Source organism: Sorangium sp. So ce363, assembly GCF_051520435.1.
Taxonomy (GTDB): Bacteria; Myxococcota_A; Polyangia; order Polyangiales; family Polyangiaceae; genus Sorangium; species Sorangium cellulosum_B.
Map to the genome: position 1 here is coordinate 6,943,220 of NZ_CP150333.1, position 16,708 is coordinate 6,959,927.

The window sequence follows — 16,708 nt, forward strand, 5'->3', positions numbered from 1 at the left end:
CGATGGCCGCCCTCGGCGGCCCGGGGCTCTGCGGTGCCTTCACCAGAACCGGCCGACGAGCCCCGCCCCGCCGAGCCCAGGCCCGAGGATCGGCGCGGCCGAGAGCTCGAGCATCGGGCCGCCCGTGCGCGCGGGCGCGGGGTCCGTGCGCGCGGGCAGCGGCGGCGGGTTCGGCGTGTCGAACGCGTAGAACACGAAGCCGCCGAGGGCGAACGCCGCGGCCGTGCCGAACAGGCCGACGGTCGCGTTCGCGAGCTCGTCGCGCGTGTCGAGGTGATCCCGGTAGTCGCCCAGCTCCTTTTCCGAGATCCCCTGCTCCGCGCGCTTCTCGGCGATCTCGCGCGCCTGGTCCTCTTCCTCGAGGCCCGAGGCCAGCGTCAGCACGCCGGCGCCGGCGGACAGGATCCCCACCGCGACGAGGCCATAGGACATCTTCCGCTGGAAGGAGCTCGTGAGGCCCACCTCGATGACGAGGCGCTCGCCGCGGCGAAGCGACAGCTCGCGAGAGAACGGCCTGTGGCCGTTCTTCGTGGCGACGAAGAACCGCTTGCCCGGGGCGACCTGGAGGAGCGGCAGCGGCGTCGTGCCGACGAAGCGCCCGTCCAGAGTGACCTGCGCGCCGACGGGGGCCTTCACCTGGAGGAGCGCCGGCCGCTCGCGCAGCTCCCGGTCGATCCCGAGGATGTCCCCCTCGATCGCGACCACCTCGCGCAGCTCGTCGATGTGGCCGTCGGCCGTGATCTTGATCCGGTGCTTGCCCGGCTGCACCTCGGCCATCAGCGGCACGTCGGCCAGCGCGCCGCCGTCGATGGATACGCGAGCCCCCGCGGTCGGCGAGGTGACGTTGATGCGGGTCCGCGGCCTGACGTCGGGCGGCGCCGCCTCGGGCGCGGCGGGCGACGACGGAGCGCTCGCCTCGAGGCGCGCGGCGATCACCCCGAGCTCGCTCAGGGCCTCGGTCGCGTCCGCGCGGCGCCCGCCCTGCGGGACCTGCTCCAGATAGCGCCGGTAGTTCGCGACGGCGGCCCGCAGCGCCTCGGGGTTCTGCTCGACCACGTACAGGCGCCGGTAGGCCTGGGCCAGCGAGAACAGGAGGGCAGGGCGCGGCGCCTTCCTGTACGCCGCCTCGAACGACTGCACCGCATCGCGGTACCGTGTCGCGGCGTAGGCCTGGGCGCCGGCGTTGTAGAGCGCCTTCGCCTGCTCGATGTCCTCCTCCGCCGAGGCCGCGCTCGGCGCGAGCGCGGTCGCCGCGAAGGCCATGAGCACGACGCACAGCGAGGTCTTCATCGGCGGTTCGGGACTCCTTCGTGGACGCGGAGCGCGCCGTCGCTGAGCACCGCGAGATCGTCGACCCCATCGCCGAGGACGTCGCACGTCGCGATCGCGGAGCCGCCGGGGATGCCGTCCAGCTTGCGGAGCTGGTGCTGGCCGAGATCATGGCAGCCCGCCGCGCCGTCGCCGCACACGTCGAGCGCGTAGGCCGCGCTGCGCGTGAGCACGACGAGCGACCTTCCCATCCCGTCGTCGACGCGGGCGAAGTCGGCGCTGGTGACCTCGCTCGCCAGGTCCTCGAGGCTGGGGTCGGGTACCTCGAGCTCGATCGGCGCGTCGAGCGCACCCTCGCCCGTGTTCCAGAAGACGGCAAGCCGGCTCGCCGTGATCGTTCGCGTCCCTGGCGCCAGCTCGTACGCGACGCCCACGACGTCCGCGTGGCCATCGCCGTCCATGTCGCCGGCGCGGAGCCCCCCGTACAGCGTGTGAGGCGCGGGCGAGAAGGCCGCCTCCGGCGCCTCGAAGGCGCCGCTCGCGCCACGGCGCACGAGGGTGACCGCGCCGGCCAGGGCCGGCGTCCCCGGCTCCGCTGCCGCATCTTCCTCCTCGACCTCGATCGGCAGCGAGAGGACGAGCTCATCGGTTCCATCGCCGTCGAGATCGACGGCGACCCCATCCAGCGCCCACGCGGGCTCCCGGGAGGGAACGAGCTCCGCGGGGAGCGAGACGCGGTGCTTGGCCTTGTCGACCATGGCGATGGCGCCCGAGTCGACCGCCGGCAAGAGCCAGAGCTCGGCCGAGCCCCGGGAGGAGCCAGGGCTCGGAGGAGCGATCGTCAGCGAGGCGACCTCCGCCCGATCGCCCCCGAAACGGCCGGCGATGCTCCTCACGGCGCGCAGCTCGCCTGCCTGCCGCACGTCGCCCGAGCCGACGAGCGGCAACGGCGGCAGCAGCGACCGCGAGCTGCTGCCCTCGATGAGGCTGAACGCGACGTCGCCGCCGTGCGAGAAGAGCACGCTGATGTCGTCCACGGCGTCGTCCGGCTCTGGAAGCCGCACCGCCGCGATGTCGAGGAGCCCCTCGAAGGCGCCGAGCCGCACCGGCGGCTCCGGCGCCTTCATGTACCGGCCGAAGCAGACGGCCAGCGTCGGGTGCTCCGCGCTCGACAGCGAGCTCCCGGCGCTCTCGGCGAACGAGAGGTCCGGCAGGAGATCGCCGTCGAAGTCGCCCACGACGAAGCTCGAGACGTTGCCCAGCGTCGGGATCTTGAGCTCGTTGAGCTTGAAATCGGAGGCCTGCGCGCCGGGGACGCCGTTGAAGAACGTCAGATCCGTCGCGTCGGCGGAGCCGACGACGACGTCGGGCGCGCCGTTGCCGGTCAGGTCTGCGATCACCGCGCTGGTCCAGCGCCGGCCGTTCGCCGGCGCGAGCCGGTCGAACTCGACCTGGTAGGGAGGAGACGGCCGGGCGTTTCCGAGCCTCACGGCGTCGGGGTCCACGATGTCGATCACCCCGTCGCCGTTGAGATCGCCGATCGCGACGGGGGCCCCGAAGCCGGGCAAGCGCCCGGCGCTCATGTCGCCCGCCGGGTACGAGAGATCGCCGTACGGCGCCATGCCGCCGAACGCGCCGCCGCCTGCGCCCTCCGCGACGTCGAGCTCGTAGCAAGGCGCGTCCGCGGGCAAGCGGGGGTCAGGCTGCGCGCACGTGGCGCCCACGAGCAGATCGAGGACGCCGTCGCCGCTCACGTCCCGGAGGAACGCCGCGCCCGCGATCCGCGCGCCCGCCGGGAGCTCCACCGCGGTGTGCGCGCCGTCGTCCGGCGAGTAGATGTGCACGGCCGAGTCGTCCGCGAGGGCGACGACCACCTCGTGGAGCGGGCCGCCACCGAGCTCCGCGCTCGCGAGCGGACCGGCGACGTCGCGCAGCCCGCGCTGCCGATCGATGAACGACAGCCGGCCGCTCTCCGCCCCCTGCACGACGGCGATGACATCCTCCGGCGCCGCCCCACGCGTGTCGGTCCCGACGACCAGGGCGACCCACGTCTGTCCGTCCTCGCGCGTGCTGCCGACGGGCAAGAGCCGCGCGCCGCGGAGGGTCGTCGTCTCGGACGCCGCGCCGAGCAGCGAGCCCAGGCGAAACACCGACGCGAGCACGGGGACCGGCGCGAACGTGCGGCCCGGCTCGCCGCTCAGGATCGCCACGCCAGGCCCCACGCTGAGCGCGATGTCCGTCGTCTCGTCGTCGGTGAGGCGCGCGAGCGCGGGCGTGTCCCCTGCCGAGGGGATCGACACCTGGGTCCCCACCGTGCTGTTCGCATCGAAATAGAGCGCCTCGAGGCTCGTCGAGCCGACGCCCACGAGGTCGCCGCGGCCGTCGCCGTCGAGATCACCCGTGATCAGCCGCTGCGCGCCGAGCGGCAGCGCGGCGCCGAGCGGCTTGAAATTGCCCGTGGAGACGCGGCACACGCCGTCGACCCCGCAGCCCCACCCGCTCGGGCACATGAGGTCCACGTCGTTGCACACGAAGCGGCACTCGTTCTCGCTTCCGCGCGGGTTGCACCAGGTCGTCGAGGTCGCGCCCTGCGCATCCTGCGTCTTCACCTCGCAGGGCTCGCGCGCCTCGAAGCAGTCGCAGTCCTCGTTGCGCGACGGCTCGATGACGCCGTTGCCGCACACGCCCGGGGAGATCTCGCCGAGCTCCACGCACCCGGCGGAGCCGGCGGCCGCGACGAGCAGCGCCGCGGCCCCCCCGATCGCGCGCACGTATCGCCTGAAGCCGGGCCGCGCGCGCATGCTCACTGGAACGGGTTTTCCAGGTCGCCCTTCCTGACGGCGCCCCTCGCGGTCGGCGCCGCCCTCTTCAACGACACGGCGATCGCGCCGTCCGCTTCGGCCGGGACCTCCTGCGCCTGCTCCTGGTACCCGGGCGCCTTGAAGGTGAGCGTCACGGCGCGCCCGCGCGGCAGGCGCAGCGGCCCCGGCGCCTTGCCGACGAGCTTGCCCTCGCTCCACACCTCGAGCTCCTTCGGCGTCGCCTGGATCCGGAGCTCGACGTCGGGCGGCGCCGCGTCGGCGCTCGCCGCGGCTGCGGCGGTCGCCTCCAGCGGCGGAGACGGCGCGTCCGACTCCGGCGTGGCAGCGGCGACGGCGGAAGCCGACAGGACCGGCGCGACCAGCGCGGCCTCCGTCCTCGGCATCGCCGCGGCCGACGCGGGCGCGCTCGGGGCGTCGGCCCCCGGCTCGCTGTGCCCGAGGTGCAGCGTGAGCGCCGCGGCCGCGCCGACGCCGAGGACGGCGACCGCCGTGAGCGCCGCCCTCCGCCGCGACGCCGTGGCCGGCGTGCTCTCCAGGTTGCTCGGCAGCGATCCCTGCAGCAACGTCTCGTTCCCGTGCAGCCCCGAGCTCGCTTCCGCGGCGGGGCCGCGCTGCGTCGGCGCGAGCCCAGCGTCCAGCGCCTCCACGGCGGCGCCGCGCGCGCGGCGCCGCGCGGCGGCCTCGCCGGCGCCTCGCCCGACGGCGGCGTCGCTCGCCCGCAGAAGGCCACCGGGCAGCTCGTACCCCGCGCCGCGCGCGGCCTCCACGAGCGCCGCGGTCGCCTCGAGCAGCGACGCCGGGCGGCTCGCGGGCTCCTTCTCGAGCATCCGCAGGAGCGGCGCGTCGAGCGCCGGCGAGAGGTGCGTCGCCACGGTCGACACAGGGGGCGCCGCCTCCGACGTGTGCTTGATCAGGAGGTCGAACGCGTTCTCGCCGTCGAACGGCGGCGCGCCGGCGAGCAGCTCGTGCGCGAGGATCCCGAACGAGTAGATGTCCGTCCGGTGATCGACGTTCTTGCCGCGGCACTGCTCGGGGGACATGTAGAGCGGCGTCCCGATCAGGTGCCCCGTCCGCGTCTTGTGCACGGCGCTCGAGGACTCGCCGAGCAGCTTGGCGATGCCGAAGTCGAGCAGCTTCGGGAAGATCGCGCCGTCCTCGTCGAAGACCAGGAACACGTTCTCGGGCTTGAGGTCACGGTGCGCGATGCCCGCCGCGTGCGCTGCGTCGAGCGCGCGCGCGATCTTGACGAGGATGGGCAGCGCCTCGGCGGGCGGGAGGCGCCCGCGCTTGCGGCGGTAGGCGTCGAGGGTCATCCCCTCGAGCAGCTCCATCACGTAGTAGTGCCGGCCGTCCTCGAGGGCGCCGAACGAGAAGATGTCGATGATGTTGCGGTGCCTGATCTGGTTCACGGCCCGCGCCTCCGCGACGAAGCGGGAGACGAGCTGCGGGTTCGCGGAGCACTGGCGGCTCAGGACCTTGATGGCCGCCGCCTTGCCGATGACGGGGTGGATCGCGCGGTAGACCGTGCCGAAGCCCCCTGCCCCGATCTTGGCCTCGACGCGGTACTCGCCGACCGGCGTTCCCGGCGCGAGCTCCGGATCGGCGCCGGGCGGCGCGGGCTCCGCCGCGAGCGTCTCGGCGTTCGTCGCGCAGGCAGCAACGCCGTCCGCATGCTCGGTTCGGCACGTAGGGCATGTCGACATGAGGAAACCACGGAGAGCGTACACGGGGAGCCTGGCGCAGCCCAGAGCCCCCGAGCGTCGCAAACCGGCGAGCGCTCTGTGCTCCGGCCTCCGGCGGGCGGGCGCAGCGTGAAGCGTCCCTTCGGCGCCGCGTCGAGGCCCGTCCTCGCCGCCCCGCGCGGCGCGAGGCGCGCGCCGGAGGTTTGACCACCTCGCTGCGCCGAGCAGGAGAGCCTCTGGCATTGTCTCACATGGGGTGTTGCCCTACAGGGCCCCGCGAGCCATGCATGCCGTGCGGCGCGATCGATGGAGGCACGGGCCCTCGTGCTGCTGAAGCTCGCGCTGGTGGGCGCGTCGGTGCTGCTCTCCTCGCTGGCGGCGCGCCGCTTCGGCCACGCGGTGGGCGGCACGCTCGCCGGGCTGCCGATGATCGTGGGACCGATCATGGGCTTCGTGCTCCTGCAGGAGACGCCCGCCCACGCGGGCGCGATCGCGCTCGCGACGCTGGTGTGCCTCCCGGCCACGATCGTTCATGTGCTCACCTTCGCCTGGTGTGCGCGGTGGGGGCGGCGCTGGGGTGTGGCGCTGCTCGCGGCCAACGCGGCCTTCCTGTCGGTGGGGGCGGCGCTGCTCGCGCTGCGGTTGCCCCCGCCGCTGGCGTGCGCCGCGGCGCTTTTGTCGCCTGCCATGGGCGCGCTCGCCTTGCCGCGCCTGCGCGAGCCGCCCGCGGCGGTGACCATTCCGCGCGTAGAGCTCGCCTGCCGGGTGGTCGCGGCAATGGCCATGGCCTGGTGCATCGTGCGCAGCGCTGGCGCCGCGCCGGCGGGCTTCAGCGGCCTGCTGCTCGCGATCCCGATCACCGGCAACGTCCTGCCGTGCTTCACCCTGCCCCGGCACGGCGCGGTCGCCACGGTGGCCCTTCTCGCGGGCTTCGTGCGCGGCCTGCTCGGCTTCGCCTCGTTCTTCGCGGCGCTCTACGTGGGGCTCGCGTGGTTGTCCCCGGCGGCCGCCTATGTCCTCGCGTGGCTGTGCGCGCTGCTCGCGGCGCTGGCGCTGCGCAGGGCGAATGCGTCCCCCAGGCCTACGCGCGATTGCCCCCCGACGCGCCAGGAACGGCGGAGGACGGCCTCAGCATGGTTATGGCCGACACGACGTTCTTGAGCAGCGGCCTTGTCTCGTGGTCCGCTCAGGACGCCTTCGTCCCCTGCTCTCTTCCAGCAGTCGGCGCAGGGGCCTGCACCGGGATCCGCCTCGGCTGCGTCTCCGGCGTCTTGGGCACGGTGACGGTCAGGACCCCGTCCTTCAGAGCAGCCGTCGCCCTCTCGGCGTCGACGCCCGCAGGCAAGGTGAAGCTCCGGCTGAAGCTGCCATAGGAGCGCTCGCACGAGAAATACGTCTCCTTCTCCTCGCGTCTCTCCTCCTCGCGCTTCCCGCTCACGGTGAGGCGGTTGCCGGTGAACGACACGTCGACGTCCTTCTCCTGCATGCCCGGCAGGTCCGCCTTGAAGACGTAGGCGTTCCCGCTCTCCTTCACATCGAAGTCGGGAGCGTACAGGACCTCGCGCGCCGATCGCGAGAACATCGGCACCATCTCGCGGAAAGGATCCCACTCCAGCATGGCCCGCATGAGGCTCCAGGGGTGCGCGTCCGACGTGGCTCCCGTCGGAGCCGGCTTGTTCTCCTGGCGACGAATGATGTTCATGACAGCCTCCTTCCGGTGCACCACGCTGCACTCGCCTCGCCCTCTAGCGCGACAAACGGGTTGAGAGGTGCCTAAATTCAATGGGTTGCGAGGCCCGACCGATCTGCCGGGAAGCAAGCTCCAAGGGCCAGGAATACGGGAGAGCGACAAACCGCAAGGGGCGCAAGGGACCAGAGACGAGATATTTTCTTGCCTTCCCCTTGCGCCCCTTGCGGTTTCTCTTGCCTTCTGTTGATTTCCTCGGGACTCCAACGTGATCGGCGCCCTATAATGTCACGGCGGTATCGGGAATCGAGGCGCCGTCCAGCGGACGAGCATGGCCTGACGGCAGTTGTAGAGTCATTGCCTCTCATGTAATCTCGCGCCCGGAGCCGAGGCCGCATGGAACAGCACGAGCCCAAATCCAGGGTGCTGGTCGTCGATGACAACGAGCAGAACCGCGCTCTGGCCCAGGCCACGCTCGAGGACGATGGCTACGAGGTCGTGCTCGCCGTCACGGGCGAGGAGGGAATCGAGCAATTCCAGCGCCACAAGCCCGATTGCGTGCTGCTCGACGTGCGGATGCCGGGGATGGACGGGTTCGCCGTGTGCGCACGGATCCGCAGCCTGCCCGAGGGCGCGAGCACGCCGATCGTTTTCTTGACGGCGCTCCGCGACGTCGACACGTTCGACAGCGCGCTGCGCGCCGGCGGCGACGACTTCCTGACGAAGCCGGTCCGCCCGTCGGAGCTGCTCGTGCGCGTGCAGACCGCCCTGCGGCTGCGCCGGCTCGGCGCGGAGCTGCGCGACCACGTCGAGCTCGTCCGTCAGCAGCGGGACGCGCTGATGCGCCTCCAGCTCCAGAAGGAGCGGCTCACGGCGTTCGTCGTGCACGATCTGAAGAACCCGGTGAGCAGCATGGACCTGCACGCCCAGTTCCTGCTCCGGGATCGCGCGCTCCCGGAGCAGGCGCGCGACTCGGCGCGACACATCCGCGACCAGGCGCGCGCCCTGCTGCGGCTCATCTACAACCTGCTCGACATCAGCAAGAGCGAGGAAGGGATGCTCACCCCCGAGCGAGCGAGCGTCGATCTCCGCGCGCTCGTCCTCGAGACGTTCGCCGCGCTCGACCTGCGCGCGAGCTCCCGGTCGCTCTCGCTGCGCGAGGCCGTCGAGGTGCCCAGCGTCCAGGCCGATCCGGACCTGCTCCGCCGCACGCTCGAGAACCTCCTCGAGAACGCGATCGTCCACGCCCCGGCCAGGACGGCGGTGACCGTGAGCGCCGTGAAGCGCGGCGCTGACGTGGAGATCCGGGTGGCGGACGCGGGGCCGGGCATCCCCGCCGAGATGCGCGCGCAGGTGTTCGATCGCTTCGTCCAGCTCGGAGGCGACGCTCCGGCCCTCCACCGGGCCGGCCGCGGCCTGGGGCTCGCGTTCTGCAAGATGGCCGTCGAGGCGCACGGCGGCGACATCCGGATCGAGGACAACGCCCCTGGCGCCGTGTTCTGTGTGAGGCTCCCCGATGACACATGAGATCTCCTCCGTCGAACGCCTGTCAGCACCCGAGCAGGCGCCCCATGGGCCTGGCGCTCGCCAGCTCGACGACAGCACGTTCCGCATGCTCATCGACGCGGCGCCCGACGCCATGGTGGTCGTCGACGAGCACGGACGTATCGTGTTCGTCAACCTCCAGACCGAGCGGATGTTCGGTTACACACGCGGCGGGCTCATCGGGCAGGCGATCGAGATCCTGCTCCCGGAGCGATTCCAGCGGTCTCATGTCGCGAACCGCTCGGCGTTCATCGCCGCGCCCAGGGCGCGCCCCATGGGGTCGGGGCTGGAGCTGTTCGGCCGCCGGAGGGACGGCAGCGAGTTCCCGGTCGAGATCAGCCTCAGCCCGCTGGAGACCGAGGGGGGCACGCTCTTCTCGAGCGCCATCCGCGACATCAGCGACCGCAAGCGCCTGGAGGCCGTGGCGCAACGCACGAGCGACCTCCTGCGGAGCGCGGTGGAGAGCATCCAGGGCGCGTTCGCCGTGTTCGACGCGCAGGATCGGCTCGCGCTCTGCAACAGCGTGTACCGGCACTGGCTCGGCGCGCGGGTGAACGGCCCCATGGTCGGGCGGAGCTATGACGAGATCCTCGGCGAGAGCCTCGCCGCGGGGCTGTTCGCCCTCGGCGGCGAGCCTGCGGCCGCGTTCCGCGAAAGGATGCTCGCCTACCACGCGGAGCCGAATGGCACGCTGGATCTCTGCACGAGCGACGGGCGCAGCCTGCGCGCGACCGAGCGCCGCACGGCCGAGGGCGGGACGGTATGCACCCTCTGGGACATGACCGGCGACGTGCATCGCGAGGAGGAGCTGCGCAAGGCGCGGGGCATCGCCGAGGCCGCGAGCTCCGCGAAGAGCGAGTTCCTCGCCTCGATGAGCCACGAGCTCCGCACGCCGCTCAACGCGATCCTCGGCTTCGCGCAGCTCTTGCACCGCGACAGGAAGACGCCGCTCACCGATCGCCAGAAGGAGCGGATAGAGCACGTCCTCAAGGGCGGCGAGCACCTGCTCAAGCTCATCGACGACATCCTGGATCTCTCGCGCATCGAGGCGGGCCGCGTCACGGTGTCGATCGAGCCGGTGAACGTCCCCGAGGTGCTGGCCGAGGTGAAGACGACGCTCGACCCGATGGCCCAGCGCGCCGGGATCGAGATCGCGCTCGCGCCCCTCCCCGCGGAGCTCCCGAAGATCACGGCGGATCGCACGCGCTTCGCGCAGATCCTCATGAACTACGGCTCGAACGCGATCAAGTACGGCCGCAGGGGGGGCCGCGCCACGATCGCGGTGTCGATGCCCGAGGACGGGGTCGTGAAGATCTGCGTGATCGACAACGGCATCGGCATCCCCCAGGAGCAGCACGCGAAGATCTTCCAGCCCTTCCAGCGCGCCGGCCAGGAGACGGGGCCGATCGAGGGGACCGGGATCGGCCTCGCCATCACGAAGCGGCTCGCGGAGCTCATGGGCGGCGGCGTCGGCTTCGCCAGCATACCGGGCGAAGGGTCCGAGTTCTGGATCGAGCTCCCGGCGCACCAGGAGCCGCCGGCGGTCGCCGCCCCGGCGCAGGCGGATGCGCGCCTGGAGGCGTCGCCGCTCGCCGCGCCCGGCGGCGTCCGCCATTCGGTCCTGTACGTCGAAGACAACCCGTCGAACATCGCGTTCATGGAGGAGCTCATCTCCGAGTTCGAGCGCGTCCACCTGATCACCGCGCCGAACGCCGAGATCGGCATCGAGCTCGCGCGCTCGCGGCAGCCCGAGGTCGTCATCATGGATATCAACCTCCCCGGGATGAGCGGCTACGAGGCCATGCGCAAGCTCGAGGAGTGGCCGGAGACGCGCGACATCCCCGTGATCGCGCTCAGCGCGGCGGCGATGGCCCGGGATACCCGCCGCGCCGAGCAGGCCGGGTTCTATCGGTACCTGACCAAGCCGGTGAGGGTCGACGAGCTGACCACCGTCCTCGAGGAGCTCCTCGTCCGACCGTAGCGCGCCGAGGCGCGCTCACGCCATGCGCCCGGACGCGCCGCTCTGCGACGAATGCGCGGTAGGCAGGATCCGCAGCGAAGAGGGCTCCACATGATCGACGACACGGTATTCAAGGGCGGCGTGAACACCGTGCGCCGGCGCGGCGACAGGGTGCACCGGCCCGCGACGTCGGCGGCGCCTGCCATCCACCGGTTGCTGCGGCACCTCCGGGCGGCGGGCTTCAACGCGGCGCCGGAGCCGCTCGGATACGACGACGAGGGGAACGAGGTGCTGTCGTACCTCGATGGCGACGTGCACAACCCGCTCCCGGCCGAGCTGCGCACTCCCGAGCTCCTGACGTCCGCCGCTACCCTGCTGCGACGCTTCCACGACGCGAGCGCGACGTTCGTCCCGGGGCCGGACGATCGGTGGCAGCTCCCGCCCCGCTCGCCGACCGAGGTGATCTGTCACGGCGACCTCGCGCCCTACAACTGTGTCGTCCGCGGCCGCCGGGTCGTCGGCTTCATCGATTTCGATACCGCTCATCCGGGCCCGCGCCTCTGGGACGTGGCGTACGCGGTCTACCGTTTCGCGCCGCTACACGCGCCGAGCAACCCGGACAGCGCCGGCAGCCCCGAGGACCAGGCGCGGCACGCAGCGCAGTTCTGCCGCGCCTATGGCCTCGCGCCAGGGCCCCTGTTGCTCGACACCGTGGCCGACCGGCTCGCGGCGCTGCTCGCGTCCATGCGCGCGCGGGCTGCGGCCGGCGACGTCGCATCCCAGGCGCACATCGCGGCCGGGCACCCTGCGCTGTACGAAGACGACATCCGCAACCTGCGGGCGCAGCGTGATCGGCTGCTGCGGGCGTTCACCCCGTGAGGGGCCGACGCACCCGCCGGCCTTCGAGGGACCCGAGGGAGCCGGGCGCGAAGGCCAGGCCATTGCGCTGCTTCACGGGCAGCGTATGCTGCCGCCGTCGGCGCCCACCTGGCCGTGGCGGGCTGGGGCGATCGGTCTCCTTCCAAGAGATCAGAAGCCGTCGTCCTCCCAGGCCCGTACTGCATATCGCCAGCGTGTAGGCGCCGGCGCTCTCTCCGCGCCCGCGTCCCCGTCGAGATCCCATCCTCTCGTCCCCTCCCCTGCCACCGGCCATGAGCAAGACGAAGACAGAGGTCATCATCCAGCAGTCGTTCGTCGGCCTCCTCTACGAGGACGGCGCCTTCAAGGCCGTGCTGCCCCCCGGCAAGGCGCAGCTCAAGCGCGGGTGGTTCGACGACGTCGTCCGCACGGTGACGCTCGTCGACATGCGCGAGCGCTCGTTGACCATCAAGGGGCAGGAGATCCTCACCGCCGACAAGGTCGCGATCCGGGTGAGCCTCCTCGTGTACTTCAAGATCACCGACGCCCCCGCGGCGGTCCACAACGTCGCCTCCTACGAGGAGCGCATCTACGAGGACGTGCAGCTCGCCGCGCGGCGCTTCCTCGCGAGCCGGAGCCTGGAGGCGATCCTCAGCGACCGGAACGAGATCTCGGACGCCGTGCGCGACGACGTGAAGGGCACCGCCGCCCGCTACGGCGTGGAGATCGTCCGCGCCGACGTGAAGGACCTCGTCTTCCCCGGCAACCTCCGCGAGATCATGAATCAGGTGCTCGAGACCGAGCGGCGCGCCGAGGCCAAGGTGATCCAGGCGCGCAAGGACGCCGAGGCGCTCCATATCCAGGCCGAGGCGGAGAACGAGCGCGCGCGCCAGAAGATCGAGGCGACGACGCAGCAGACGCGCCTCATGGCCGAGGCGGAGAAGGAGCGGCTACAGCTCAAGCTGACCGCTCAGATCGAGGAGGCGCGGGCGGTCGCCGACAACCCCGCGCTGCTCAAGCTGCGGGAGCTCGAGGCGCTCGGGGAGATGGCGAAGGCCGGAGGGAAGTTCGTGGTCGGGCTCAAGCCCGAGGGGATGCTCGGCGACGGCGGCGAGCGGAAGTCCTAGCCACCGTCGACCCCCGACGGGCCATCGAGCGACCCGAGAGCGCGGCGGGCCACCGCCCGCACGGCGGCGTCTGGATCGCGCTCGGCGAGCCACACGAAGCGCTCCTCCGCCCGCGCCATCTCGCTTCCCCTCGCGCCCGGGCGCATCGCGACGAGCGCCCGGATCGCGGCGCGCCGCACGCCGCCCTGCTCGTGTCGGAGCAGCTTGGTCAGGGGACGCACGGCCTCGCGCGCGGCGCTCGAGGCCGCCCGCGAGAGCCCGCGCGCGGCCGCCTCGACCACGGGCGCATACGGATGCTCGAGCGCCTCGAGCAGCGCCGCGCGGTGGTGAATCGCGCTCTCCGGATGTCGCGCGAGGAGCTCCGCCGCGCTCAGGGCGATCCTGCGGGACGCCGGCGCGAAGAGCGCCGCCACGACGTCGGCCGGCACGCTCCTCCCCGCCTGCGGGCCCAGCCGGCGCAGCGCATCGAGCACGCTGACCCTGGCGAGGATCTGCTCGTGCCGCACGGACGAGGCCGAGCAGCACATGGGCGAGCACCGCTCCCCGAGCGGCTCACGCAGCGTCTCGACGAGCACCGGCACCGCGGCGGCGGCGCGGCGGCCCATCCTGCCGAGCGTGCCCGCCACGTGTCCGCGCAGATGCGCGACGTCCAGACGTGCATAGAGCTTCTCGTCGTACCCCTCGGCAGGACGTCGCAGGGCGAGAACCCGCACCAGAAGATCGGCCGAGAGCTCGGCGGGCACCGGACCGCGGCGGAGCGGCATGAGCGCTCTGGCCGACGCCTGCCAGAGCGCGCGACGCTGCGGCTCCCGGAGGAGCGCCTCGAGGACATCCGCCGGTCGCCGGCGATCGGCCGTGCTCATCTCCTGACCTCGCGCAGCGCCTGCTCGAATCCCATCCTGCGAAGCCCCTCGCCCGGACCGGCCCCTCGAAACACGAGGCCGGCCGACAGGGACGGTATCTTAACACACGCGGTGAAGGTCACGTTCAGGGCGGTCGAGAGGCGAGCGCATATCGCACCTTCCTCTCCTCGGCGCGTCGACCACACCACGTTGTCATCCAGGCTCAGCCCGCTCGCCGGCGGTCGTTCCGATCTGCGACGAGGCCAATTTCGCTCGACGAGACCGCGCTCGATCGGCGTAGCGTGGCTGTATGACCCAAAGGCGCGATCATGCCCTCTCCTGCACGACGCTCTTGCTCATCGCGTGTGGACTGGCCGGCTGCGGCAAGGCCTCCACGCCGCCCGCGGCCGCCCCCGAGCCGCTCGCACCTCTCACGTTCCGGCGATCGGCGGACGACATCATCCTCGCGGCGAAGCTGCCGCCCGAGACCGCGCCCCGCGCATCGCTCGAGATCCACCGCCTCGACGCGTACGCCGCGTGCAACGCGGCGCAGGTGCGCCTCTCCGCCAGCGTGAGCGCGCGCGCGGACGCGGGGCCGAGCGCGCTCACGCTGTCGAGCCTCGTCATCGGCGGCCTGGGGCTCGCGGGCGGCATCGCCACCACCGCGCTCGCCGCGGGCATCGAGGCCCCGCCGATCCCGGCGGGCACGCCGTCGGTCCCGGACGCGGAGCCGCCGGACGTGGAGGGCAAGACGGGCGTGATCGTCGCGGGCGTTGTCACGGGCGTCGTCGTCGTGGGGGCGGTCGTCGGGACGCTCCTGCTCGTCGGCGGCGACGACGACGATGAGGATCGCAAGCACAAGCTCGATCTCGGCGCCGGCGGCGCGGGGGGCCTCCGCGACGCCATCCGCGCCTTCGAGGCCGCGTGCCCGGACGAGCCGCCCGAGGACGCCCTCGCCGCGTGCATCGACAGGGCGCGCGCCCTCCGCAAGACCTGCGCAGCCCGGTGAGGCGGGCTCTGCCGGCGGCTCAGCGCGCGAGCACGTCGAGGAAGCGCTCCTCGTGGAACCCGACCGAGATCCGCGTGTTCGTGCCCTCCATGGCGCGCGCCCCCCATTCGCCCTTCTCGCGGTAGATCTCGACCTCGACGAAGTCGCAGACGCGCTCGTCGAGCGCGCAGGCGGCCGCCACGAGATCGTGCATCGCCTTGCCCACGCCCTTGTCCGCCAGGTACCGATCGAGCGCGTCGATCATCCTCGTCAGGCCGCTCCGCGGCGATCGCCCGGAGACCCGGCGGCTCAGCGCCTCGCGCAGGACCTCGGTGTAGACGACCCCGTGACATACGTTCTTCGACACGAACCTCCGCGCTCCGATCTGCGGTGAGGCGAGCAGCGCGAGCGTCTCCCGGGGCGCGCCGCCGGGGTTGAAGCTCGGGCAGGTGAGGCGCCCGCGGAACTTCTCGAGCGGCTCGGCGACCAGGTTGTCGCCCGCGAAGCCGCCTTGCTGGACCCAGCGAGCGAGCCGGAGCCCGGGGACATCCTTGAACGCCTTGCCGATGTTCTTGGGCGCGGCCCCGACGAGCACCGTGGCGTCCGGCTCGCGGAGCAGCTCGGCGAGCAGCGCGGGTCCGCCCGCGACCTCGCCGACCGGGTGCTCCAGGATGCCGGGGCCGTAACACGCCTGGTGGAAGCCGGAGACCCGCGCCTTCTTGCCCTCGCTCGTCGCCCACCACGCGGGGCCGTGCAGCGCGCCGATCGGGACCTCCGCCCGCCCGCAGCGATCCAGCCCCCAGCGGACCAGCCGGCACTGATCCTCCGAGCCGGGCGTCACGAGCACGCCGAGCAGCTCGACGTCGGGGTGATCGGCGAGCCAGAGCAGCGTCATGAAGTCATCCGGGTCCGCGGTCTCCATCTCGAAGATCATGCGCTTCACGCCGCACCTCCATGCCATCGCGCTGTAGAGCAAAATTGAATAGACTCGATCCGAGCGGGCAGCCGGAGAGACGACCGGCCGCCCGACGGAGCCAGCGATCGACGCGCGCTGCTGCGCGCGGCCAGGCCGCACGACCCCGAGGAGCGAATGAAGCGCATACACCTGTTCGAGCTAGAGGATTTCAGCTGGTTTCCCGGGTGGCTACGGGCCTGCATGACACGCCTCATCGTGGTCATGCACAGAGCGCTGGGCACGCGCGAGGCGCTGGTCGAGCTGATCGCCAGAGCATTGAAGGAGTCGAACACATCGAACATCATCGACCTCTGCTCCGGGAGCGGCGGGCCGATGATCGACGTCGTGCGGACCCTGCGCGAGAAGCCCGGGTTCGAGGGCATCCAACTGACGCTCACGGACCTGTACCCGAGCATGGAGGCGGCGGAGCTCATCAACAACCAGGAAGGGAGCAACGTATCCTACCAGACGAGCCCGGTGGACGCCACGAAGATCGACGGCGAGATAGCTGGCCTCAAAGGCCTCAGAACAATGGTCAGCAGCTTTCATCACATGAGGCCGGACGGCGCGAGGAAGATCCTGGAGTCGGCCCAGAGGAGCAAACAGCCCATCTGTATCTTCGAGATCAGCGACAACAGTCATCCGCTGTTCCTCGGGTGGCTCGCCCTCCCGATCAACTTCGTGATGTGCCTCCTCATCACGCCCCTGGCGAGGCCCATGACCCTGCGGCAGCTCGTCTTCACCTATATCGTTCCGATCATCCCGCTGTGCTTCGCATGGGACGGAGCGGTCTCGAACGCGAGGACCTACACGCTCGATGACCTCGATGAGCTGTTGAGCGGGCTCCGGAACGAAGATTACAGATGGGAGAAGGGAGTGATCGGCGGGAGAGCGAAGAAGCTCTATCTGCTCGGCATTCCTACCCGCGACGCCGGCGCCGGCGCCGGCGGCTGAGCCGCTCCGACGCGGACGA

13 protein-coding genes are annotated in these 16,708 nt (G+C 71.8%); 7 read left to right on the forward strand and 6 right to left on the reverse strand.

The genetic code is table 11. From position 1 onward, the window contains the following. Positions 1–39 precede the first annotated feature (39 nt). Genes WMF12_RS26065 through WMF12_RS26075 form a run of 3 tightly spaced genes read right to left on the reverse strand, consistent with a single transcriptional unit; the run spans position 40 to position 5,794 of the window. Positions 40–1,290, reverse strand: coding sequence for a PEGA domain-containing protein (locus tag WMF12_RS26065; protein ID WP_437849925.1), 1,251 nt, complete (start codon positions 1,288–1,290; stop codon positions 40–42). Beyond that, on the reverse strand, positions 1,287–4,076 hold the full coding sequence (locus WMF12_RS26070) for an FG-GAP repeat domain-containing protein (RefSeq protein WP_437849927.1): 2,790 nt from the start codon (positions 4,074–4,076) through the stop codon (positions 1,287–1,289). The genes WMF12_RS26065 and WMF12_RS26070 overlap by 4 nt, the downstream gene beginning before the upstream one ends. Continuing rightward, positions 4,073–5,794: a serine/threonine-protein kinase gene (locus WMF12_RS26075; RefSeq protein ID WP_437849929.1), complete on the reverse strand. Its 1,722-nt coding sequence runs from the start codon at positions 5,792–5,794 to the stop codon at positions 4,073–4,075. The genes WMF12_RS26070 and WMF12_RS26075 overlap by 4 nt, the downstream gene beginning before the upstream one ends. 285 nt (positions 5,795–6,079) lie before the next feature. On the opposite strand from WMF12_RS26075, the gene WMF12_RS26080 reads away from it, so the two are divergent. Then, a complete protein-coding gene (locus WMF12_RS26080; protein ID WP_437849931.1) occupies positions 6,080–6,934 on the forward strand; it encodes a hypothetical protein in 855 nt (284 codons plus the stop codon). 25 nt (positions 6,935–6,959) lie between these two features. Here WMF12_RS26080 and WMF12_RS26085 read toward each other — a convergent pair whose 3' ends face one another. Further along, positions 6,960–7,475: an Hsp20/alpha crystallin family protein gene (locus WMF12_RS26085; RefSeq protein WP_437849933.1), complete on the reverse strand. Its 516-nt coding sequence runs from the start codon at positions 7,473–7,475 to the stop codon at positions 6,960–6,962. A gap of 381 nt (positions 7,476–7,856) precedes the next feature. Between WMF12_RS26085 and WMF12_RS26090 the strand changes: the two genes are divergently transcribed. From WMF12_RS26090 to WMF12_RS26105, 4 genes are all read left to right on the forward strand, one after another. Then, entirely contained in the window at positions 7,857–8,987 is a 1,131-nt protein-coding gene (locus WMF12_RS26090) for a hybrid sensor histidine kinase/response regulator (RefSeq protein WP_437849935.1), read from the forward strand. Continuing rightward, entirely contained in the window at positions 8,977–10,986 is a 2,010-nt protein-coding gene (locus tag WMF12_RS26095; protein ID WP_437849937.1) for a PAS domain-containing hybrid sensor histidine kinase/response regulator, read from the forward strand. Before WMF12_RS26090 ends, WMF12_RS26095 begins: the two co-directional genes overlap by 11 nt. A gap of 90 nt (positions 10,987–11,076) precedes the next feature. After that, positions 11,077–11,844 carry a phosphotransferase gene (locus WMF12_RS26100; RefSeq protein ID WP_437849939.1) on the forward strand — a complete coding sequence of 256 codons (768 nt, stop codon included), beginning with the start codon at positions 11,077–11,079 and terminating at the stop codon, positions 11,842–11,844. A 272-nt stretch (positions 11,845–12,116) separates the two neighbouring features. Next, positions 12,117–12,950: a slipin family protein gene (locus WMF12_RS26105; RefSeq protein ID WP_437849941.1), complete on the forward strand. Its 834-nt coding sequence runs from the start codon at positions 12,117–12,119 to the stop codon at positions 12,948–12,950. Here the strand turns inward: WMF12_RS26105 and WMF12_RS26110 are convergent. Continuing rightward, on the reverse strand, positions 12,947–13,813 hold the full coding sequence (locus tag WMF12_RS26110; protein ID WP_437849943.1) for a HEAT repeat domain-containing protein: 867 nt from the start codon (positions 13,811–13,813) through the stop codon (positions 12,947–12,949). The two genes, WMF12_RS26105 and WMF12_RS26110, sit on opposite strands and share 4 nt — an antisense overlap. 289 nt (positions 13,814–14,102) lie before the next feature. Between WMF12_RS26110 and WMF12_RS26115 the strand changes: the two genes are divergently transcribed. After that, positions 14,103–14,801, forward strand: coding sequence for a transcriptional regulator (locus WMF12_RS26115; RefSeq protein WP_437849945.1), 699 nt, complete (start codon positions 14,103–14,105; stop codon positions 14,799–14,801). Positions 14,802–14,820: 19 nt separating this feature from the next. Here the strand turns inward: WMF12_RS26115 and WMF12_RS26120 are convergent, their stop codons facing one another. Next, positions 14,821–15,723, reverse strand: a complete 903-nt coding sequence (locus tag WMF12_RS26120; protein WP_437849947.1) for a nucleoside hydrolase — start codon at positions 15,721–15,723, stop codon at positions 14,821–14,823. Between the two features lie 147 nt (positions 15,724–15,870). Here WMF12_RS26120 and WMF12_RS26125 point away from each other — a divergent pair, with 147 nt between their 5' ends. Continuing rightward, a complete protein-coding gene (locus WMF12_RS26125; protein WP_437849949.1) occupies positions 15,871–16,689 on the forward strand; it encodes a hypothetical protein in 819 nt (272 codons plus the stop codon). The last annotated feature ends 19 nt before the right edge of the window (positions 16,690–16,708 follow it).